The organism is Terasakiella pusilla DSM 6293, from assembly GCF_000688235.1.
Taxonomy (GTDB): Bacteria; Pseudomonadota; Alphaproteobacteria; order Rhodospirillales; family Terasakiellaceae; genus Terasakiella; species Terasakiella pusilla.
Genome location: NZ_JHYO01000009.1, coordinates 18,666 through 39,389, shown reverse-complemented (window position 1 = coordinate 39,389; position 20,724 = coordinate 18,666). Strand labels below are relative to the sequence as shown.

The following is a 20,724-nucleotide window of genomic DNA, read 5'->3' as shown; positions in this document are numbered from 1 at the left end:
TTAGTTGATGACGAAACGGACCGGGACACTAACCCATGTCACTTGTGTTGGGTCTGTCTCAAATTCCCATTTCTTGACGGCAGACAGGGCCGCTTTATCCAACAGGCGATGACCTGAGGACTTAAAAACCTTTAATGTCTTGGGCTTGCCATTGGGCATGACCTCGGCATGCAACATCACAACACCTTGCTGACCCAAATCAAACGCGCGACGCGGATAGACTGGCGGCACTTGCTTGCGATAGCTTGCGTTTTGAATAACCGTTGCCTTGTCTTTACCCTTATTATTAGTCGTTGTTTCAACAGGTGAAACTGTCTTGGGGGCTGGCGTCTTTTTCACCACGGGCTGTGGCTTAGGGTCGGTTTTTAAAACGGGTTTAGGCGGGGTTGGTTTTGCAGGGGGCACCACTTTTTCAACCAACTTCGGCTGCACCTTCGCAACAACAGGAGCCGGTTTTACAGGTTCGTGTTTTTGGATTGGTGCAACCTTTTTCACCGCTTGCTTTTGGCTGACCACAGGCGGGGTTTTGGGCTGTACGGGTTGCACCGGTGCGACCGGAGCGGCAGCAACCTCGACCACCTGTTTAGGGGCTGCCAAGGTTTTTAGACTGACCTTCAAGACCTGAGGCACAGACAAGACAGGCTGTGGTTTTGCCAATTCGATATAGGTTGCCAGCGCAAACACCAGACAGGACGAAGCCGTCAGGTAGCCGAGCCACCTGACAGCTTTATCCTCACCTATGACGGTTGCGGCTACCATTTATAGGTAACCTTGCCGACAAAGCTGCGCCCTTCTTCATAAAGGGTTGTGCTGGCTTTATAGGCTTCGTCAAAGACGTTATCGATCCCCAGATCAACAATCAGATTGTTGGTCGGCTGGTAGCGATAATAGATGTCATGAACCGCATAGCCATCTTTGCGCAGGCTTGCTGTTGCCGTTTCATGGTTCTGGTCAGAAAATTTCGCGTTCCAACCAAAGGTACTATCGATCGAGGCCACATCATAGCTCAGACCCGTGGTCAGGGTCAGCGGCTCGCTAGCTTCCAGATATTTATCCGTCACCTTGTTGCGCGCACGCACATAGCTCAGGCCCGCACTGGCAGTAAACGGGGCAAAACCGTACTTGGCTTCCAACTCCCAACCTTTCAGCTCGGCCTTGTCAATGTTGATGTATTTTGTGGTTGTCGCCGTGATTTCCTGATCAATAAAATCTTCGCCACGGGCTCTAAACATGCTTCCTTTGACTTGCAGACGGTCATTGCTACTCAACAGTTCCTTAAAATCAACGCCCGCCCCCACTTCAATGGTTGTCACGGTTTCCGGCTTCAAATCCGGGTTTGCTTGGAAGTTGTTGCCAAACCAGTGCTGACCATCGGCATAAACTTCCGTCAGGTTTGGTGCACGAAATGCCTTGGACCAGCTCCCGAACAGCATCAGTTGTTCAACCGGCTTATAGCTCAAAGACAGTTTTGGCGAAGCAGCCCCTTCATTCAAAGAATTGCCGTCTTCATCATCACTTTTATATTTGTCATAACGCAGCGCAGGAATGATAGACAACTCACCCGCGCCTGTATTCACATCAATTTGATCCTGCAGATAGACACCATAAGCCTGACCTTCTGCATTCGGCACCCCACCAAAGGCCGTACTGTTACTTTCACCGTCTTGTTTGTCGGTATAATATTCCACACCGTACGATAAAGTGTGGCTATGTGCATCAGATACAGACAAGATAGACTGGTTGTCAGCGGTAAAACCAACTGTGGTCATGCGGCGCATCTTCTCGCGGCCTGCACGACTGCCCGTCAAATCTGTTTCAAAAACTTCGCTGCGGTTCCGATAGACATGCACACTTGGCTTCAGCCAATTGTTGTCTGGATTATCATAGGCGTATTTCAGCCCCAGTTGCAGGTCATCAATTTCTTTATCGACAGTCGCGTTAGACGATGTTGTCACCCCACTGTTCGTGGACGGTTCTTCACTATCTTGGTCCAGACGATGAATGTTGGCACTTACAGTATGATAATCACCGAATGTCAGCCCGGCTTTAACCAGACCCGATTTCAAACGATCACGTGCGGGCAGATCATTGCTGCCAATACTATGGACGGCCGCGCCCATCTGTACGTCACCGGCCTTGCGGTAGTTCAAGCTTGCCAACAGATCGAGATTTTCCGTGCGGCCATAGGCTGCTTGTGTGGCACTAAACTCACCCGTTGCACTGCGATAGCCAAGGGAGGTCAACGCCCCCATTTTTTCACCCGGTTCCAGCAAATCAGCGGCATCTTTGGTCTTAAACGCGACAACACCACCAACGGCACCACCGCCATAAATCGCGGACGCCCCGCCCTTAACCACTTCAACCGACTTCAACAACGCAGGATCAATAAAAATACGCCCGTCGTGGCCCGATTCAAAGTTTTGACGACGATCATCGACCATGGTCAAAATAGCATCGCTATCAAACCCGCGGATCGTCACAATTTGTGCAGCACGACGCGGGCCGCCCACGACGGTAACACCCGGCACCTGATCCAACACCTGAGAGATCGTGCCGGATGTAGCAACGCCTGCTGCTTCTGTATTGACCGTGGACACCATAGCCGGAACATCAAAAACGTTGGCTTCGGAACGGGTTGCGTAAACCGTTACCTCATCCAATGAGGAATTCACCTTAAGAGTTTGCGCTTCTTGCGCAGAGGCATTGGTAAGACATGTTGTAGACAACAAGGCAGCACCAAACGCCAGTTGCAGTTTTTTCTGCATAACTGATCCTTTATTGTGTGGTTGCTGGTTGTGGCTTGCTGCCTATATGCGCGAATTTTTAAAGGGAGGCGCTTTGGGTGGCTGGCTACTGACCGTTATTTCGTCAAAATAAGCTTACTGTTTCCAGTGATACGAAGTTTATATTCTTCGTTGTTATGAACGATTGTGAGCTCTCGCATTTCCAAGAATAGTTCACGGCTTTCAATCTTATTATTTGAAAGGGTGACCTCACGCTTGCCATCGTTCATTACGTTGCTTCCTTTTCGGTATTCCATCTGTGTGAAAGTCCATATAGACTCAACTTATTGCGAGTGATTATCAATAATAGATTAGCATGTCAATATTTAATGATAATCATTATCAATATTGCGCTTTCTACCAAGAAACGGCGGTTTTTCTTTATCTTTTGATCTTAGCGTTCAAGATGTAAATCTATCATGAGTTTAAAAACATCCTCGCCTCGTCCTTTACATACATAGATTCGGCACAAAAAAAAGGGCACCGAAAACGATGTCCTCAAGTTTCATGGGTCTTTCTTTTAGTAGATTTCAAACAATCCAGCCGATCCCTGACCGCCACCAACACACATGCTGACGACGCCATATTTGACACCCCGGCGCTTGCCTTCCAACAAGACATGCCCCGCCATGCGCGCCCCCGTCATCCCATAAGGGTGCCCGATGGAGATTGCCCCGCCGTTCACATTCAAACGATCGTGTGGGATGTTCAGATGGTCGCGGCAATAAACAAGCTGGGAGGCAAAGGCCTCGTTGATCTCCCACAAGCCAATGTCATCCATACTTAAACCGTGACGTTTCAAAAGCTTGGGAATGGCATAGACCGGACCGATCCCCATTTCCCCCGGCTCGCAGCCACAACTCACCATGCCGATCATCGCCCCCAAGGGCGACAGGCCTTGCTGTTCTGCGACTTTTGCGTCCATCACCACCATAGCACTAGCACCATCTGAGAGCTGACTGGCATTGCCTGCGGTGATGCTGGTTCCCTCCCCCATCACCGGTTTCAGGCTCCCCAGTTGTTCAAGGGTGGTTTGCGGGCGATTACATTCATCAGCGGATAACACGACCTCTTCATAAGATGTTTCGCCCGTTTCACGATCCACATTCATTTTTGTGGCAGTGACGGGGATAATCTCCTTCGCAAACAGGCCCGCAGCTTGCGCATTTGCCGTTCGTTGTTGGCTTAACAAGGCATAGATGTCCTGTTCATCACGGCTCACGTTATATGCACGCGCAACCGTTTGGGCCGTTTCCAACATACTGTCATAATAGGATGGCATGTCTCTTTCCACCGCCGGGTCTTTGTAGCGATACATATCAAAATGTTCGTTCTGGACCAGACTGATGCTATCCATCCCGCCAGCCAGTACCACATCCGCATCCCCACACGCCACTTGTGTTGACGCCATGGCAATGGCTGACAGACCGGAGGCACATTGGCGATCCACCGTTGCGCCCGCCACCCCAACGCCAAACCCTGCCGCAAGTGCCGCATGGCGCGCCACGTTCACCCCCGTTGAGCCTTGGGTCAAGGCACAGCCCATGATCACATCTTCAATCTGGGCCGGATCAATCTTTGCACGTTCCACTGCCGCTTTCATGGCATGGGCAGCAAGCGAGGGGCCGGCAAGGTTGTTAAAAGCACCGCGATAGGCTTTGCCGATGGGGGTACGTGCTGTGGATACGATAACAGCTTTGCTCATGAAGATGCTCCTTCCAAGGGTTCGAGGTCGCACCAATTGGCGATAAACAGCGCGATGGATTTGGTGACGCGTTTCACGGACTCCAGCTCCACCCGTTCGTTAAAGCCATGGATGGCTTCGGCATGCGGGCCATAGACTAGCGCCGGAATATCGGCATAAAGCCCGAAGAAGCGCGCATCTGTCGTTGCTGTCACCGCAAATTGCTCCAGCCCTTTACCCGTCACAGTCTGATGGGCCGTTTCAAGAGCACCAATGGCTTGGATTGCTTCGTCCTTTTTATGATCCGCCAACGCGTAGCCTTCTGCCAAAAAGCCGTGATAGACCACTGTGGGCGGATTTTTCGTCAAGAAGGCATCTTGTCGAGCCGCTTTGGCGATACAATCTTCAATGCGTTTTTGCGCTTCCTTTAAGTCCTGACCGGGGAAGATCGCCATGCGCACATCCAGACAACACCACGAAGGCACGCTAGAGGCCCAATCACCGCCTTCAATCTTGCCAATGTTCAGGTTTAAGGGGTGATCGCAGCTATGATAGTGCGGGTTACGACATTCAGGCGCGTTCCATTCTTTCTCCAGTTCTTTCAAGGCGGCAATCACCGGATAGGATGCTTCAATCGCGTTGGACCCGTTGCCCGCTTCCAACACATGCACGGGTATCCCTTTTAAATGGACCTGAAACCAGATCACGCCGATTTGCGCGCTGATCAGTTTTTCACTAAAGGGTTCCGGGATCAGGGCGGCATCTGCGGTGTAGCCACGTTGCAAACAGGCCAGTGCGCCGTTGCCGGTACATTCTTCCTCAACCACCGACTGAAAATGCACATCTGCGGATGGCTGGACACCGCAGGCACGCAACGCATCCAGCGCAAACAGGTTGGCAACGATGCCCGCCTTCATGTCCCCAACGCCGCGCCCGTACATCCAGCCGTCTTTACAAAACGGATCAAACGGCGCCACATCCCACATATCCAAGGGGCCAACCGGCACCACATCAATATGTCCGTTCAGGATCAGGGATTTACCCTTATTCTGTTTGCTTTTATGGGTGCCGACCACGTTTAGGGCGTTGTCATAATTGCCAATCACAGGCGAAAATCCGGGCAGATGCGCGATATCCTCGACCTTCACTTCCCACAGGTCCGTTTGATAGCCGCGCTGTTCCAACTCGGCTGCTAAAAATTTCTGCGCGCCTTCTTCCTGCCCGCGGGTGGAGGGAAAGCGGGTGAGCTTGTCCAAAAACTCAATTTGGTCATCAAAGCGGGCGTCAATCGCCGCCATGATCTGTTCTGTCTTTGCCATAATCGTTCTACTTTATCTAAAAATGCACAATGGTATCGGCGATTTGCAACGGCGCGGCCGTGGCTTTGACCACATCCTCAATACTCAAGCCGTCCGCGATCTCTTTCAGGATCAAGCCATCCTCAAGGACATCCATCACCGCCATATCCGTATAGATGCGGTTGACGCATTTTTTCGCCGTCAGTGGCAGGGAACATTCGCGCACGATTTTGGACTGTCCCTTTTTATCCTGATGGGTCGTTAAAATGACCACGCGCGGGGTCTTCTGCGCCAATTCAATTGCGCCGCCAATACCGGGCGTGAACTTGCCGGGGATCATCCAGTTGGCAAGGTCTCCGTTCATGGCCACTTCAAAGGCACCTAACACCGTCAGGTCCAATCGCCCGCGACGCACCATCGCAAAGGACAAAGCACTGTCAAAAAAGGCTGATCCGGCAAGGCGTGACACATAGCCCCCGCCCGCATCGATCAGGTTACGATCCGCTTTCTCATAGGGCACAAGCGGCCCCACACCGGACATACCGTTTTCGGAATGCAGGCACACATTGGCCCCTTCATCCACGTAATTGACCAGCTGTGTCGGCAAACCAATCCCTAGATTGATGAACATGCCGTCCTTCAATTCATGGGCCGCACGATGGAGCATGCGGGTTTTAGCGTCTAATGACATTGTATTCCTCCGACAATTCGGCAATTTCCACCACATGATCGACAAAGGGGGATGGGGTATGGATCAGGTCGGCGTCCAGACGACCGGCTTCAACCACCTGTTCGGCTTCACAGATGACGCAATCAGCCGCCATCGCCATCAGGGGGTTAAAGTTTTGCGCCGTGGCGCTGTAGCGTACATTGCCCGTCTGGTCCGCAATCGCCGCATGGATCAGGGCAAAATCTGCTTTGATCGGCGGCTCCACGATACATTGGCGACCGTCATAAGTGATGATGGTTTTGCCTTCTGCCAAGGTGGTATCGATGCCCACATCGGTCAAAATCCCTTGCAGGCCAGCCCCGGCTGCACGCAGTTTTTCCGCCAAAATACCTTGGGGGTTAAACTCCACCTCAATCTCGGCTTCATTCATCATGCGGATGGCGTTTGCATTTAGGCCGATGTGAGTCACGATCAGTTTTTTCACCTGTCCGTTCTTCAACAGATGATCCACGCCCATGCCCCTTTCGTTGGCATCATTTTTCACAATGGTCAGGTCTTTTGCACCGTGACGCACCAGTTCCTGCAACAGATAAAACGGTGTTCCGGGCACACCGAACCCGCCGACGCAAACGGTCGCGCCGTCTGGGATGCGCGCGATTGCCTCGCGCACATCGGATTGTTTGATAATCATTAGGCTGCCCTTTCTACCGGCAGATCAAATTCACGCGCCAAGGCCTCAAGGCTGTCTGACATCTTGTTCATCAGTTCATCCACTTGCGGCTCGGTAATAATCAAGGGCGGGCAGACCATAAAGTGATCGCCCTTGGTGCCGCCACGGGTGCGGCGCGAATAGGTGATCAATTCGCGCTCATAAGCCAGATCGACCAAACGGGTGAAGGCGTTAAAGCTGGGGTCCAGCGGCTCCATAGTCTCACGATCACTCACCAGTTCAAAGGCCAGCAACAACCCTTTGCCGCGCACATCCCCGATAAATGGGAAGCGATCCATCAGGCTTTCAAGACGGGTCTTTATCAAATCCCCCATCCGTGCGCCATTGCTGATGATATCTTTCTCCAATAGCTCTGTGACAACCGCAAGACCGGTTGCACAGGCCAATGGATTGCCTGCGTAGGTGAAGCCGTGCAAAAAGCCGCCATTGCCTAAGACCGCATCTACAATTTTGCGATCCGCGACCATCGCCCCCAACGGCGCATAGCCCGCCGCAAACCCTTTGGACAGGGAGATGATATCCGGTTTAATACCCCAGTGTTCACAGGCCAAAAACTTGCCTGTCCGGCCTGCGCCCGTCATGACCTCATCATAAATCAACAGGATGCCAAACTCGTCGCAGATCTCGCGGATGCGTTTGTAATAACTATCCGGCGCGACCAAAGCCCCGGTTGCGGCCCCGCCCACAGGTTCCATAATAAACGCAAGCACCGTATCCGGCCCTTGGGCGATGATTTCATCACGCAACAGGTTGGCGTATTTTAAGCCACGCTCCTGATCCGACAGATCGTCACGATCCAGATAACAGGTCGGTGCGGCAATCTTCGGCATCTCCTGCATCATGGGCGCAAAGGGTTTGGCAAGCGGATCATAGCCCGTCAAGGCCAACGCCCCTAGGGTACAGCCATGATAGGAGGGATGGCGCGAAATCACTTTCCAGCGACTTTCCTGCCCGTTTACGATGGCATACTGACGCGCCAGCTTGATGCAGCTTTCCACCGCTTCAGACCCGCCGGAGACAAAGAACACCCGGTCCAGACCTTCCGGCATTAACGAGGCGGTCAGGCTTGCCAGTTGTTCCGATGCTTCTGTTTGAAAGTGCAAGCGATAACCGAAGGTCGCTTTGTCCATTTGTTCACGCATCGCGGCCAGCACAGTGGGATTGGAATGCCCGATGTTGGACACCATCGCCCCACTACAGCCATCCAGATAGCGTTTGCCGCTTTTGTCGATCAGGTAAATTCCTTCGCCACGGTCCAAAAACGGACGGGTGGTGCCGGATTGATAAAACAGGTTTGACGTTTGGCTCATGGTTTTATCCTTTCCCATGGACACTAAGATGCTTGCGCAAAAAGGCGCGGGTACGTTCTTCTTTTGGATTGCGGAAAACCTGTTCCGGCGCGCCTTCTTCGACGACGACACCGCCATCCATAAAGATCACACGATCACAGACGGAGGCTGCGAAATCCATTTCATGCGTGACGATCACCATGGTCATATGTTCTTCCGCCAACATTTTCATAACCTGGTTCACTTCTTCAACCAGTTCTGGGTCAAGGGCGGAGGTTGCTTCATCAAACAGCATGACCTTGGGCTTCATCGCCAAGGCACGCGCAATGGCGACACGTTGTTTTTGCCCACCGGATAGTTGAGAGGGATAATAATCAATCCGTTCCAGCATCCCAACGTGGTTTAACTGTTCGATCGCCAATGCTTCGGCTTCCTTGTCCGAAATGCCCTTGAGCAATTTTGGCGCCATGGTGACATTGTCACGCACGCTCATATGGGGAAACAAATTGAAGTGCTGAAACACCATGCCGACCTGCTGGCGCATGGCATTGATGTGTTTTTCATACTCTCGATGCCCCAAGGTCTTGTTGATCTGCACACCGTCCAGCCAGACTTCCCCGCCGCTGAGTGAGTCAAGATCATTGATCGCCCGCAGCAATGTTGATTTGCCCGAACCGGACGGGCCGATGATGGCGACGATCTCGCCACGGTCCACCGACAGGGAAATATCCTTGAGCACTTCAAGGCTTCCATAGGATTTCCGCGCGTGCCGGATTTCCACAAATTTTTCAGAATTAGCCATGTTGGGTCCTTAAAGCTTAACGTGACAGGGCGGTTTTGCGCTCAAGACGGCGTAAAACCGCTTCCATAACCACGTTGATCAGATAATAGAAAGCTGCGGCAACAGCATAAAATTCAAACGGGCGGTACGTGCGTCCGATGGCAAGCTGGGAAGACAGCGTCAATTCCCCCACCCCGATCACGGATACCAGTGCGGAATCTTTCAAAAGCGCGATCATATTGTTGCCAATCGGTGGGATCACATCCCTCACAGCTTGCGGGATCACCACTTTGCGCAGCGCCTGTCCACGTGACAGACCCAGCGTACGCGCCGCTTCCATCTGGCCCTTATCAACCGACACAATCGCCGTCTGGATCAGTTCGGAATTATAGACCGCAAAATGCAGACCCAGACCGATAGCCCCGGCAACAAAGGCAGGTAAATCAATACCGATTTGCACCAAACCAAAATAAATCAGGAACAGTTGCAGCAACAACGGCGTGCCCATAAACAGCCATTCAAAAAACCGAAAGGGCAGACGAACCGCAGCATTGCCATAAAGGGCGATGACCGCAAAAAAGATACCGCCAAAGAAGCTCAACAGACCGGCACATACTGTAATTGCAATGGTCCAGAGCGCCCCGAGAAAGATCACGTCGAGGTAATCGGGCACAACAGAAAAATCAAGACCCATGACGTACGCTCCCCGTGGTTGGCATAAAATCAAAAAACTTCATCATGGCAAGCGTACCTTTCGATCAAGGTAGGCAATCCCCTTGCCTGTCAACGTGATGATGAACAGATATAAAGCGCCCGCCAGCAAAAACATCTCAAACGGTTTGTAGGTGGATCCGATGTAGCGCTGCGCCGTGTAGGTTAGCTCCACCACCGAGATCGCCGCGACAAGCGCCGTGCCTTTGATCTGCGCGTTGATATTGACGCCCAAAGGACGGATCATCAAACGCATGGCCTGAGGCAAGATCACTTTGCGAAAAGCCTGAAACCGGGACAGGCCCAAAGTGCGCGCGGCTTCCGCCTGACCTTTATCCACCGAAATAATCGCACCGCGCATGGTTTCCGCCATATAGGCACCGATATTGACACCCAAGCCGATAACACCGGCTTCAAAGGCGCTCAGTTGAATCCCGATCTGCGGGCCGCCAAAATATAAAAGAAACAAAAAAATCAGGGCCGGCACACCGCGCAGGACACTCACATAGGCCGCGCCGATAAACCGTAAAATCGCAAACCGTGACAGACGGGCCGCCGCTGCCAAGGCACCACACACCAACCCCAGCAGAATGGTCAAAACGGATAATTCCACCGTCACCCATGCCGCTTTGATAAAATGCGGATATACCTTGAGGATAAGATCTACATCCATAAGACCAAGATCACTTTCATTCGCTGGTTAAAAAAGGCCCACCGGGTCCCCCCGATGGGCAAGTGGGGTTCTTTACTTAGCGAATATCAAAACCGATCCATTTGTTGGCAATTTCCATATACGTGCCGTCTTTCATGATCTCTTCGAGGGCCGCTTGCATCGCATCGCGCAGGTCTTCATTGCCCTTACGGATGGCGATCCCGTGACCGGACGGCTCAACTTCCAGATCTTCCAGCACAACAAAGTTGTAGCCTTTGGCTTTAATGGCGAGGTGTGCTGCAATGTAATCATTTACCAGACCGTCAACACGACCATTTTCCAGTTCCAGAAGCAGTTCCGGCAGGCCTTTGTAGGTGCGGATCTCATAACCACGATCCAACGCCCATTTTTCGTGCGTTTCCCCCAAAGTGACGGCAAGCTTCGCATCTTTCAGCTGACTCGCACTTTTTAGATCTGAGTCAGGTTTGGTGAACACAGCGCGGCGGCTGCTGTAGTAGGGACCGACAAAATCAACAACTTTGGCACGGTCTTCCGTGATGCTCATGGAGCCAACAATCGCGTCATATTTGTTGGTCAACAAGCCCCCGATGATCCCGTCCCATGCTGTGGTCACGACTTCAACCTTAACGCCCAGACGTTTGCCGATCTCGATGCCCAAAGCCGGGTCGAAGCCGACAACTTCGTTTTGTTCGTTCACAAAGTTAAACGGAGGGTAAGCACCACTCATGGCAATCTTCATCACGCCTTCTTCTTTGATGCGCGCCAGATCGCCCGCTTGTGCCGGGAGAGTGACACCAACAGCCGTCGCAGCGACAACAAAAGCAGACAGGATTTTCTTAAACATTATTGACCTCACTGATTACTCCGGAAGAAATCAGTCTCTCCCAGATTTTTAAAATAAGAATATTTTGTGACATAAAACTTGCACCCGCCCTCTCATTAGTCAAATATATAATAAGAATATTCATTATAGATTTGGTGAATGATGAAAGCTTTAAACAAGCGCTTCCCTTGGGAGTTGGACTGGAATCTTCTTCGTACCTTCATGGTTATCGTTGAACAACAGGGGATCACAAACGCCGCCGACCATCTGGGGCTGAAACAACCCACCGTCAGCAATGCGCTTCGACGCCTTGAAACCCGTATGGACTTGCGCCTCATCGAACGCACGCCCGGTTCATTTAAAGTGACCCAACAAGGCGAATTGCTCTATCAGGAATGTGCCGAGGTTTTCCGCGCTATCTCTTTGTTGCCGGAACTCATCGAAAATACCGGTAACGAACTGACGGGCCATATTTCCATTGCCATGGCAAGCCATGTGATTGCAGACTTTTTTGATCACACTCTCGCCGCCTTTTCGCGCGAGCACCCCAAGATCACCCTTTCCATCTCGATTATGGAAAGTAAGGAGGTCTTAAAAAACCTGCTGCAAAAGAAATTTTCCTTCGGGATTTGTCTGGTCGATCAAAAAGACAGTCGCTTGGACTATCATCCCATGTTCCGGGAAACCTTCGCGCTTTATTGCGGGCCGGACCACCGTTTTTTCCAACGCAACACTATCAAACTTCAGGAATTGGAAGGCGAGCCGAGCGTCTCTTTCCAGACAGATCATCAGCAAGACGTCTTGCGCAGCGTGCGCGAACTGCGGGTCAAGGCACGGCTTTCCCCGCATTTGCGCGGTGTCTCATCCAGTTTGCAGGAAGTCCGGCGCATGATCATTACCGGCTTCGGCATTGGTCCCCTGCCCATCCACATTGCCCGCAAGGATGTTGAGGCAGGCCTTCTCTGGCAATTACCGCCTTACAAAAACCTGCCAGAAGTGGACGTGCATTTTGTCCACAAACTGAAAGGCAATAAAAATCCGGCAGAGAAAGCCTTAATCGATCACTTCATCAAGACCATTAAAGCAACGCCCCTGCAGGAGAGGACGTATCTTTAAACGCATCGGGGCAATCGGTGAACACCGCATCCACGCCTTGGTCCAGCAAACCTAGACCTTGAGCCACATCGTTGACCGTATAGAGATATAGCGGATAGCCCGCAGCCTTCACCGACATAATATCGTTGCGGCTCAGTTCGTCCACATCCGCGTGAATTGTGATGGCCTTAACCGCTTCGGCTTGGGCCTGCCAATCGCTCGGTAGATCTTCAAACAAATGCCCGATCTGTGCCGTCTGATCTATTTTGCGCAAATGCACCAAGGCCTCGTGACTAAAGCTGGAATAGAGCAACTTGTTTTTGCCCGACCAGTTTTCAGCAACGATTTGATGGACGCGCTCTGTCAGCTCGACATGTTCCGCGCCATTGACCTTGATCTCAAGGTTAATGTTCATGCCCACTTCATCCAGTAAGCGCAAGGCCGCGCCCAACTCAAGGATCGGCTCCCCCTTAAAATCGGGGGAGAACCAGCTGCCACCATCCATCTGGCTGACATCGTCCCATGTGGCGTCCTTCAACAGACCTGTTTTATCGGTGCAGCGATCAAACTCCTCATCATGAAAGACAATGACCGTGCCGTCTTTTAACAGGGAGGCATCAAACTCAACCCAACGCACCCCCAGTTCAACGGCGAGTTTAAGGGTGGCGGCGGTATTTTCCGGCCCCAAAGCTGCCCCAAAGCGATGGGCGATTGTTTTAGACTCAATCATGTTTTTCTCGCTGTAACATAATGTTGATCAACGCCAAGCCGCAGGACACCAGCATCAAGAACAGGGAAACCGCATTCAAGACGGGCGTGGAGCCTTCGCGCAGGCGATCAAACATGGTGATGGTCAATGGGGAGTCTGAACCCACCAGCATCAACGTGGTGTTAAAGTTTTCAAAGGACATCAAAAAGGCGATCAGACCCGCCCCAATCATGGCAGGACGCAGATAAGGCAACGTGATCGTACGTACCGCACGCCATTTACTTGCACCCAAATTCATCGCCGCCTCTTCCAAGGTGCGATCAAATTTACGCAGACGTGCCGAAATCACCAGCGTTGCAATCGTCGTGATGAAGGAGAATTGACCAAGCACCACCAGCAACAGGCCGGGGCGCAGAAATTCCAAATCCCAGCCCAACAGGTCTTCCACCCCATTGGCAACCGTGTTGGAGAAGACGAGGATGGAAATGCCCAAGATGATCCCCGGCACCACCAACGGCAACAGCATCAACACGTAAAGCGCATTTTTAAACGGGAAGTTTTCACGCTCAAACAAAAAGGCATTACAGGTGCCGACAAAGACACACAGGATCGTTACCATCAAGGCCACGAATAACGAAACGCCGATACTTTCCAGAATGCCATCTTCGTGGAACAGGCCTTTATACGTCTCGCCCTGACCATCACCGATAAACCAGTCCAGCGTAAAACCATTCCACGGCAGGGACGGAAACAAAGAGTCGTTAAAGGCAAAGACAGATACGACCACCAAGGGTGCCGCCAGATAGATGAAAAACAGTGTCACATATCCGGCATAGATCGTTTTAAAGGCCCGACTTTGGGGAATTGTAGGTATCATAATGTCATTACCCCATTGTGTTCGACAAGGTCTGACGGCTAATTTTCAAGCCCGCCCAGACGATCAAGGACGACAGGATCAAGAGCAAAAAGCCAAAGGCGGAGCCCTGTTCCCAGTTAAAGCGTGTGATGAACTGCGTATAAATCTGTTCGGTAAACCACAGACTGTCCTTACCGCCCAACAACACAGGCGTCAGATAGTTGCCCAGCGACAACATAAAGACCACGATACAACCCGACACGATCCCCGGCATCGCATGCGGGATCACGATCTTACGCAAGACCCGAAAGCCACTGCCGCCCAGATCATACCCAGCTTCCACAAGGCTGTTATCCAGACTATCCAGCGTCGTCACCAATGGCACGACCATAAACAGCATGGAGGTATAGACCAAGCCCACCATGATAGAGACATCGTTATACAAAAACTCGATCGGCCCATCGGTCAAACCGATATATTGCAGGAAACTGCTAATCACGCCCGTCTCACGCAACAGGATCATCCAGCCGAAAGTCCGTACCAGCTCGCTCACCCAAAACGGGATCATACAGAGCAAAAACAGCACCATACGCACACGCCCACGGACCATTTTTGCGATGTAATACGACACCGGAAAACCGATCAGCAAGGTCAAGGCCGTTGCCAAAATGGACATCAAGGCCGTACGGGCGAAGGTGTTCCAATATAAAGGTTCAGTAAAAAATTCCGCGTAGTTGGAAAAGCCGGTTTCATAGACGCGCGGGGCGACTTTTTCCTGCAAGGACAGGATAAACATATCAATGTGCGGGATAATAATCAGCGACAGCAGCCAGATCAATAACGGCGCCATCAACAGGATCAATCCCAGTCTAAAGGGGCTTTGCTGTGTCATCGTCGATTACGCCCCCGCTTGCCCATCGCGGGCGGCAAAACATTTCGCCTGATCAAATTTCCAACCGAGATAAATCGGCTGGCCTTCCTGAAGATCATTAAACTCACCGGTTTGTGGCAAGGTGACATTCAGTTCATGATCACTGCTCGGGTCTTTGACCAACACGCGGCTTTTTGCGCCGTCAAACAACAGGCAATCCACTTCGCCTTCCAGAATATTGTCAAACTCCCCTGTCTGCATTGGTGTCTTGGACAACATAATGGCTTCGGGGCGAACGAACACGTCTACCCCATCTCCCGTTTTAAACTGTGCATCATTTGCAGCAATCCCTTGGAAACTGATGCCGCTATCCAGCACCAGATCAAGGCGCCCTTGATGGGCATTGGCAACGTTAGCGCGCCAGCGATTATTTTCCCCAACGAAGGACGCAACAAAATCTGTTTGCGGCGTATAGTACAGTTCTTGCGGGGTGCCGACCTGTTCAAATTTGCCTGCATTCATCACCGCCACTTGATCGGACATGACCAAGGCTTCGGACTGATCGTGGGTAATATAGATAAAGGTGGTATTGAACTGGTTTTGCAGATGTTTAAGCTCGACCTTCATATGTTCGCGCAGTTTTAAATCCAGCGCGCCCAGCGGTTCATCCAACAACAAAACATCAGGTTCCAGCACCAGACAACGCGCAATGGCGATCCGCTGTTTTTGACCACCGGATAGTTGATCGGGCCGTTTATTACCTGAATCCGGCAGACCTACACGTTCCAGCACGGCCTTAACCTTCGGCGCAATCTCGCTCTTATCCACACCCTGACATTCCAGACCATAGGCGATATTTTCCGCTACGGTCATCATGGGGAACAAAGCTAGATGCTGAAACACCATATTCACCGGGCGTTTGTTCGGCGGCACCCCCAGCATGGACCGCCCCTTGATCGTCAACTCCCCGGATGTGGGTTCCAAAAAGCCCGCGAGCATGCGCAACAATGTGGTTTTACCGCAGCCGGACGGACCGAGAATCGAGAAAAACGACCCCGCCGGAATGGAGAAGGAAATATTATCAACCGCACAAAACTTACCGAACGTTTTGGTCAGGTTTACGCATTCAAGATCAATGGCAGGTGTGGGGGTATCAGTCATGGCACAACTTAAATAAATGAATGAAAATAAAGAAAAATATAAAGAAAAAGAGGCTATCCACCCTGTCGGACAGATAACCTCTTTCTCATCAAAGTTAATTGGAGGAAGCAGCCTTCACACGGTCCAGCACCTTACCTTCCAAATCTTCAATACCAGCCGGTACCGGCGGGTACCATTTGATGTTGTCGATAGCTTCCGGCGGGAAACTGTCTTGGAAACGGGCTTTCAAATCCGCTTCAGCAAACTCATCAGCCCCTTTAGACGCTGTAAAGTTACCCGCAGATGCTGTGATCATTGCAGCGATTTTCGGCTGCATCACAAAGTTGATCCACTTGTAAGCTGCGTCTTCCGCTTTTGTTTTACGCGGCAGGGCAAATGTGTCGATCCACCCCAGTGCCCCAGATGTCGGCGCGACAAATGTTACATCCGGCATTTCTTCATTAAGCTTCCAGCCACCTTTATCCCAGGCCATAGCTGCCGTCACTTCACCAGACCGGACCAAATTGATTAGTGCATCACTTCCAGTCCAATAGGCTTTGACATTCGATTTACAAGAAATCAATTTTTCCTCTACTGCATCCAGAATCTTTTGATAAGCAGCAAGGTCACCATAGGCTTCATAAGGGTCCAACCCCATAGAGAAAGCAAAACCAATCAAAGTCGGGCGCTTCAGACGGTAAGACACCTTGCCGGAAACCGCTTCATTACACAGGTCCGTGTAATCTTTAACGTCACCTGCTTTACTCTTGTCAATTACAAGTCCACTGCTGCCCCAGATGTGCGGCAAGCCATAAACTTTACCGTCTACTGATGTATTCTTTTTCGTCCCTTCCAGCATAGAAGAGATAAACTGAGAAGAATCAACCTTTGAAAGATCCAGCGGTTTATAAATTTCATATTCATACTGTGCGCCTGCGATCCGGTCCTGACTTGGTTGCGCTAAATCAAATCCAGATCCACCCGTTGCACGTAACTTGGAAATCATGTCTTCATTATTTGATACAGTGACTTCAACTTCGATGCCCGTCTCTTTTTCGAACAATTCGATGACATCGTCAGGTGCATAGCCACCCCATGTCAAAAGACGCAACGTTTCCGCACTTGCACCGGACACACCGGTTGCTAAAACCGCGCCCGCCACCAGCGCACCCGAGAAGGTATTCTTAAATTTGAACATTGTTTTCACTATCCTTAATTCAGCCTGTTTTGACATTCTTTGACACAAGTTAAATCATCTTGGTTCATTTGTGTAAAAGTCAGCAGATAAGGATAGGCCCTCTAAATGCTGCTTTTATGACTGTTCTTTTACAAAAGTATTGCACCTTGAGATTAGTCAAGCAAGCCGAAAAATTCACACAAATTCAATAATTTAAGAATTCGACACGAACGCGCCCCCTCAGAAAACTCACAAGTTCACATTCATTTGTATACATAGGCCGAATCCATACGGGTTACTGCGTATATTCCCTTAAGCACTAAACCTTACCCCGACCAATCATTCAAAAAAAGAATAAGGTCATACATATAAATCATGATTCTACATACTAAAGAATTAGAATTTCTCTAAAGGAACTACTCAGAATTAAAAAAAGTCACCCTGATCAATTAAAAAACTCGCCTTTCATTTTTTAATCCCGTAAGGGTTTTGAAAATCTTAAGCTGTATAACCAAAGAGCAATAAATTTACATAAAATTTTATACAACTTAAATGAAATGCAATGAAAACTAAGAAAGGTATAGTTTTGATTAAGAATTTGAGAATGCAATATAAAGTCTCTTTGATGCTGGGATTGATGTTGCTGTCACTATTACTTGTTGGCTTTATTGGTCTTTCTACGGTTCGCACCACATTATTTGAGGATCGTAAAATTCTTATTCAAGAAACCGTTGCCGCTGCGATCTCTATTGCACAAGACTACCAGCAACGCGTCGATAACGGTGAGATGTCATTGGGGGCCGCCAAATTAGATTATTATAGAACGATGACCTCCTTTCGCTTTGCCGATGGTTCCGGATATCTGATCGGTTTTAACGACAAAGCAGTCACCGTTTTAAACGGGGCAAAGCCCGGGGCCCTTGGTTCCAACCACTACAACACGCAGGATGCTGACGGCACATACATGATCCGCGACTTCCTTGCGGCTGCCAAAGGTGAAAATGACGGCTTCGCCAGTTATAAATGGACCAAACCCGGCGGCGGCGACAAGCAGTATGAAAAGTTCACCTATTCCGCCCTTTTGCCGTGGGGGGATGCCATTGGAACCGGCCTTTATGTGGATGACATCGAAACCACCTTTTGGGACATTGCGACACAGGTCATCATCATCACCGTACTTGCCATCGTGGTTGCGCTTATTCTCGGCACCATAATCAGCAAAGATATTTCCAAGGCACTGACCGCTCTACAAGGGGTTATGCAAAAGATCTCTGCTGGCGATTACACCATTGAAGTTACGGGCTCCGAGCGAAAAGATGAACTCGGCGACATGGCCAAGTCCGTCCTCACCTTCCGCGAACAAGTGAAAGAAAATGAGGAACTGCGCGCAAGTCAAGAACGTCTGGAGCGTGAAGCCAGCGAAAAACGCCGCAAAGAAACACTCGACCTTGCAGATAATCTGGAAGATCGCGTTAAAAAACTTGTCAACGCGATTACAGGCTCCATCAGCAACCTGCATAACGCCGCCTCTGACATGAACCGAATTGCGGACGAAAGCTCACAACGTTCCAACGATGTTGCCGCAGCAACAGAACAAACGTCTGCAAACGTCGAAACGGTTGCCGCCGCCACAGAAGAACTCACTGCCTCCTCCGATGAAATTTCGGCACAGGTTAACAGTTCTTCCGAAGTTGCCAGCCGCGCAGCCCTGCAAGCGTCTGAAACCAATGACAAAGTGTCTGGCCTTGCTAAAGCCATTGATAAAATCGGTGATGTGGTTAACCTGATTGACGCGATCACAGAACAGACAAATCTACTGGCCCTAAACGCCACCATCGAAGCCGCACGTGCCGGTGAAGCCGGTAAAGGCTTTGCCGTCGTCGCAAGCGAAGTGCGCAACCTTGCAAACCAGACGGCACAGGCAACCGCTGAAATCAGCAGCCAGATTAAATCTGTGCAGGTGGAAAGTGAAGCGGCCCTGACAGCGGTCAACGCCATCAGCGGTACCATCAGTCGCGTTGAAGAAAATTCCACCGCTGTTGCAGCAGCCGTTGAAGAACAACACGCCGCCATCCGCGAAATTGCCCGCAACGTTAATCAGGCCTCTGAAGGGACTGGCACGGTTGCTCAACATATTACCGAAGTGTCCAACAATGCACGGGCAACCCTGACCTCGACAGGCACCGTTACATCTGCTGCAGACGAATTGGTCAGCGAGAGTGCGGCATTGGAACAAGAGGTCGAAAACTTCCTCAGTGAACTGCGTATCCGCGCAGAACAAATGTAAAAGGCATCACGCCCCTAAACAAAAAAAGAAAGCCCCTGCGCGCACGTCAGGGGCTTTCTTTTTGTTAAAAATACGTGCGTTCTTCAATCGGGATATCTTTGATGGCATGTTTCAAAATACGGATAAACGCTTTTTCCGCCTTATTGGTTCGCGTCCGTGGATTGGTCACCAGCACGATCTCAAACACAGGCGAAACATCAAAGCATTTCAACTCCCACAATCGGCCTTCATCCACAAATCGTTGCCCCACATGCTTGGGGATAGGACCGATGCCGACACCAATCTCGATCATCCGGCGTAATTCTTCCACATGATAGGATCGCCCGATGGGGTTTTTGCCATACCCAAACTGTTTGCGTGCTTCCGCAAAACGGCTCATCTCCCCGGTCACCTCATCTGTGGGAAAAGTGACATAGGGTTGCGCCCAAATTTCTTCCGGTGTGACATCATCGCGCCCAAATAAAGGCGTATCCTTCCCACAATAAAGCCCGAACTTTTCACGATAGAGCACATCATAATTCAAGCCCGGCTGCGGATTATTGACGATCGATAGACTGCACGACGCCGACTTACGTTTTACCAACGTCACCCCATCCCCACTGGTCACCACATTCATCGACAATGTTGCCTTGGGGTACTTACGATGAAATTCGACCAATGCCTTATCGATGATCGGGCTTTCTGCATGGGACGCGGTAGCCACCGAGACATGGCCCGTTACCTCTTCGCGCACGCCTTTTAGAACTTCCGTCATGCGCGTGACGCCACTGTGCAGTTCCAAACATTCTTCAAATAAAAGATTGCCTGCATTGGTCAGCGTGAATTCTCGCTCATTACGGTCCAGTAGTTGACAGTCAAACTGGGTTTCCAGCCTTTTTAAAGCGTTGGTAATCGCTGGCTGTGTTACCAAAAGACGTTTTGCGGCCTTAGTGATACCGCGTTCTTCGCAAACGACCAGATAGGTATAAAGTAAATTCCAATCAAGATTTCGACAAAAACGCTCTAATTCAGTTCGATTCATGGTGCATTACTCAAATTTATATAAATATTAATTATATGAATTTGTGTAATGGGTCCACCCTTGTTTTAATGTTTCTCATACCAAAGGTTAAATGCTGATCTTGGGAGAAACCAATAAAGCGATGGC

At 50.6% G+C, this 20,724-nt stretch carries 19 protein-coding genes and 1 pseudogene; 2 read left to right on the top strand and 18 right to left on the bottom strand.

Annotated features, from left to right (window positions below; translation table 11 throughout):
• The 12 genes from Q397_RS23980 to Q397_RS0107575 all read right to left on the bottom strand — a co-directional run bounded on the left by Q397_RS23980 (position 1) and on the right by Q397_RS0107575 (position 11,463).
• Positions 1-759: an energy transducer TonB gene (locus Q397_RS23980; protein WP_051609809.1), complete on the bottom strand. Its 759-nt coding sequence runs from the start codon at positions 757-759 to the stop codon at positions 1-3.
• Positions 753-2,765, bottom strand: a complete 2,013-nt coding sequence (locus Q397_RS0107625; protein WP_028878910.1) for a TonB-dependent hemoglobin/transferrin/lactoferrin family receptor — start codon at positions 2,763-2,765, stop codon at positions 753-755. The genes Q397_RS23980 and Q397_RS0107625 overlap by 7 nt, the downstream gene beginning before the upstream one ends.
• Positions 2,766-2,860: 95 nt before the next feature.
• On the bottom strand, positions 2,861-3,013 hold the full coding sequence (gene hemP / locus Q397_RS23975; protein WP_205618805.1) for a hemin uptake protein HemP: 153 nt from the start codon (positions 3,011-3,013) through the stop codon (positions 2,861-2,863).
• A 290-nt stretch (positions 3,014-3,303) separates the two neighbouring features.
• Positions 3,304-4,488 (bottom strand): acetyl-CoA C-acyltransferase, encoded by a 1,185-nt coding sequence (locus Q397_RS0107615; RefSeq protein WP_028878909.1) that lies wholly within the window; start codon positions 4,486-4,488, stop codon positions 3,304-3,306.
• Positions 4,485-5,786, bottom strand: coding sequence for an ArgE/DapE family deacylase (locus Q397_RS0107610; protein ID WP_028878908.1), 1,302 nt, complete (start codon positions 5,784-5,786; stop codon positions 4,485-4,487). The genes Q397_RS0107615 and Q397_RS0107610 overlap by 4 nt, the downstream gene beginning before the upstream one ends.
• A gap of 16 nt (positions 5,787-5,802) precedes the next feature.
• A complete protein-coding gene (locus tag Q397_RS0107605) occupies positions 5,803-6,456 on the bottom strand; it encodes a 3-oxoacid CoA-transferase subunit B (RefSeq protein WP_028878907.1) in 654 nt (217 codons plus the stop codon).
• Positions 6,440-7,126, bottom strand: coding sequence for a CoA transferase subunit A (locus Q397_RS0107600; RefSeq protein WP_028878906.1), 687 nt, complete (start codon positions 7,124-7,126; stop codon positions 6,440-6,442). Before Q397_RS0107600 ends, Q397_RS0107605 begins: the two co-directional genes overlap by 17 nt.
• Positions 7,126-8,475, bottom strand: coding sequence for an aminotransferase family protein (locus tag Q397_RS0107595; RefSeq protein ID WP_028878905.1), 1,350 nt, complete (start codon positions 8,473-8,475; stop codon positions 7,126-7,128). The genes Q397_RS0107600 and Q397_RS0107595 overlap by 1 nt, the downstream gene beginning before the upstream one ends.
• A gap of 4 nt (positions 8,476-8,479) precedes the next feature.
• Positions 8,480-9,256, bottom strand: coding sequence for an amino acid ABC transporter ATP-binding protein (locus Q397_RS0107590; RefSeq protein ID WP_028878904.1), 777 nt, complete (start codon positions 9,254-9,256; stop codon positions 8,480-8,482).
• Positions 9,257-9,272: 16 nt separating this feature from the next.
• Positions 9,273-9,929: an amino acid ABC transporter permease gene (locus Q397_RS0107585; protein WP_028878903.1), complete on the bottom strand. Its 657-nt coding sequence runs from the start codon at positions 9,927-9,929 to the stop codon at positions 9,273-9,275.
• A gap of 42 nt (positions 9,930-9,971) precedes the next feature.
• A complete protein-coding gene (locus Q397_RS0107580) occupies positions 9,972-10,619 on the bottom strand; it encodes an amino acid ABC transporter permease (protein ID WP_028878902.1) in 648 nt (215 codons plus the stop codon).
• Positions 10,620-10,695: 76 nt separating this feature from the next.
• Positions 10,696-11,463, bottom strand: coding sequence for a transporter substrate-binding domain-containing protein (locus tag Q397_RS0107575; RefSeq protein WP_028878901.1), 768 nt, complete (start codon positions 11,461-11,463; stop codon positions 10,696-10,698).
• A 138-nt stretch (positions 11,464-11,601) separates the two neighbouring features.
• Between Q397_RS0107575 and Q397_RS0107570 the strand changes: the two genes are divergently transcribed.
• A complete protein-coding gene (locus Q397_RS0107570; protein WP_028878900.1) occupies positions 11,602-12,558 on the top strand; it encodes a LysR family transcriptional regulator in 957 nt (318 codons plus the stop codon).
• Here the strand turns inward: Q397_RS0107570 and Q397_RS21550 are convergent.
• The 5 genes from Q397_RS21550 to Q397_RS0107545 all read right to left on the bottom strand — a co-directional run bounded on the left by Q397_RS21550 (position 12,521) and on the right by Q397_RS0107545 (position 17,311).
• Positions 12,521-13,267 (bottom strand): glycerophosphodiester phosphodiesterase family protein, encoded by a 747-nt coding sequence (locus Q397_RS21550; protein ID WP_051609807.1) that lies wholly within the window; start codon positions 13,265-13,267, stop codon positions 12,521-12,523. The two genes, Q397_RS0107570 and Q397_RS21550, sit on opposite strands and share 38 nt — an antisense overlap.
• Complete coding sequence (locus Q397_RS0107560; protein WP_028878899.1) at positions 13,260-14,123, bottom strand: ABC transporter permease; 864 nt, start codon at positions 14,121-14,123, stop codon at positions 13,260-13,262. The genes Q397_RS21550 and Q397_RS0107560 overlap by 8 nt, the downstream gene beginning before the upstream one ends.
• Before the next feature lie 7 nt (positions 14,124-14,130).
• A complete protein-coding gene (locus tag Q397_RS0107555; RefSeq protein WP_028878898.1) occupies positions 14,131-14,994 on the bottom strand; it encodes an ABC transporter permease in 864 nt (287 codons plus the stop codon).
• Between the two features lie 6 nt (positions 14,995-15,000).
• The gene (locus tag Q397_RS0107550; protein WP_038013087.1) at positions 15,001-16,134 is read right to left on the bottom strand and encodes an ABC transporter ATP-binding protein; all 1,134 of its coding nucleotides are present in this window, start codon (positions 16,132-16,134) and stop codon (positions 15,001-15,003) included.
• Between the two features lie 94 nt (positions 16,135-16,228).
• Positions 16,229-17,311 (bottom strand): extracellular solute-binding protein, encoded by a 1,083-nt coding sequence (locus Q397_RS0107545; RefSeq protein WP_038013085.1) that lies wholly within the window; start codon positions 17,309-17,311, stop codon positions 16,229-16,231.
• A gap of 679 nt (positions 17,312-17,990) precedes the next feature.
• On the opposite strand from Q397_RS0107545, the pseudogene Q397_RS0107540 reads away from it, so the two are divergent.
• Positions 17,991-19,577 (top strand): annotated as a pseudogene (locus tag Q397_RS0107540) (methyl-accepting chemotaxis protein); the annotation flags it as partial.
• A gap of 64 nt (positions 19,578-19,641) precedes the next feature.
• Here Q397_RS0107540 and Q397_RS0107535 read toward each other — a convergent pair.
• The gene (locus Q397_RS0107535; protein WP_028878894.1) at positions 19,642-20,598 is read right to left on the bottom strand and encodes a LysR family transcriptional regulator; all 957 of its coding nucleotides are present in this window, start codon (positions 20,596-20,598) and stop codon (positions 19,642-19,644) included.
• Between the last annotated feature and the right edge of the window lie 126 nt (positions 20,599-20,724).

Coding starts and splice junctions, on each gene's coding strand:
- Q397_RS0107555 (WP_028878898.1), bottom strand. CDS start 14,994: ATGACACAGCAAAGCCCCTTTAGACTGGGATTGATCCTGTTGATGGCG.
- Q397_RS0107570 (WP_028878900.1), top strand. CDS start 11,602: ATGATGAAAGCTTTAAACAAGCGCTTCCCTTGGGAGTTGGACTGGAAT.
- Q397_RS0107545 (WP_038013085.1), bottom strand. CDS start 17,311: ATGTTCAAATTTAAGAATACCTTCTCGGGTGCGCTGGTGGCGGGCGCG.
- Q397_RS0107575 (WP_028878901.1), bottom strand. CDS start 11,463: ATGTTTAAGAAAATCCTGTCTGCTTTTGTTGTCGCTGCGACGGCTGTT.
- Q397_RS0107605 (WP_028878907.1), bottom strand. CDS start 6,456: ATGTCATTAGACGCTAAAACCCGCATGCTCCATCGTGCGGCCCATGAA.
- Q397_RS0107560 (WP_028878899.1), bottom strand. CDS start 14,123: ATGATACCTACAATTCCCCAAAGTCGGGCCTTTAAAACGATCTATGCC.
- Q397_RS0107585 (WP_028878903.1), bottom strand. CDS start 9,929: ATGGGTCTTGATTTTTCTGTTGTGCCCGATTACCTCGACGTGATCTTT.
- Q397_RS0107615 (WP_028878909.1), bottom strand. CDS start 4,488: ATGAGCAAAGCTGTTATCGTATCCACAGCACGTACCCCCATCGGCAAA.
- hemP (WP_205618805.1), bottom strand. CDS start 3,013: ATGAACGATGGCAAGCGTGAGGTCACCCTTTCAAATAATAAGATTGAA.
- Q397_RS0107550 (WP_038013087.1), bottom strand. CDS start 16,134: ATGACTGATACCCCCACACCTGCCATTGATCTTGAATGCGTAAACCTG.
- Q397_RS21550 (WP_051609807.1), bottom strand. CDS start 13,267: ATGATTGAGTCTAAAACAATCGCCCATCGCTTTGGGGCAGCTTTGGGG.
- Q397_RS0107610 (WP_028878908.1), bottom strand. CDS start 5,786: ATGGCAAAGACAGAACAGATCATGGCGGCGATTGACGCCCGCTTTGAT.
- Q397_RS0107600 (WP_028878906.1), bottom strand. CDS start 7,126: ATGATTATCAAACAATCCGATGTGCGCGAGGCAATCGCGCGCATCCCA.
- Q397_RS0107580 (WP_028878902.1), bottom strand. CDS start 10,619: ATGGATGTAGATCTTATCCTCAAGGTATATCCGCATTTTATCAAAGCG.
- Q397_RS0107535 (WP_028878894.1), bottom strand. CDS start 20,598: ATGAATCGAACTGAATTAGAGCGTTTTTGTCGAAATCTTGATTGGAAT.
- Q397_RS0107595 (WP_028878905.1), bottom strand. CDS start 8,475: ATGAGCCAAACGTCAAACCTGTTTTATCAATCCGGCACCACCCGTCCG.
- Q397_RS0107590 (WP_028878904.1), bottom strand. CDS start 9,256: ATGGCTAATTCTGAAAAATTTGTGGAAATCCGGCACGCGCGGAAATCC.
- Q397_RS23980 (WP_051609809.1), bottom strand. CDS start 759: ATGGTAGCCGCAACCGTCATAGGTGAGGATAAAGCTGTCAGGTGGCTC.
- Q397_RS0107625 (WP_028878910.1), bottom strand. CDS start 2,765: ATGCAGAAAAAACTGCAACTGGCGTTTGGTGCTGCCTTGTTGTCTACA.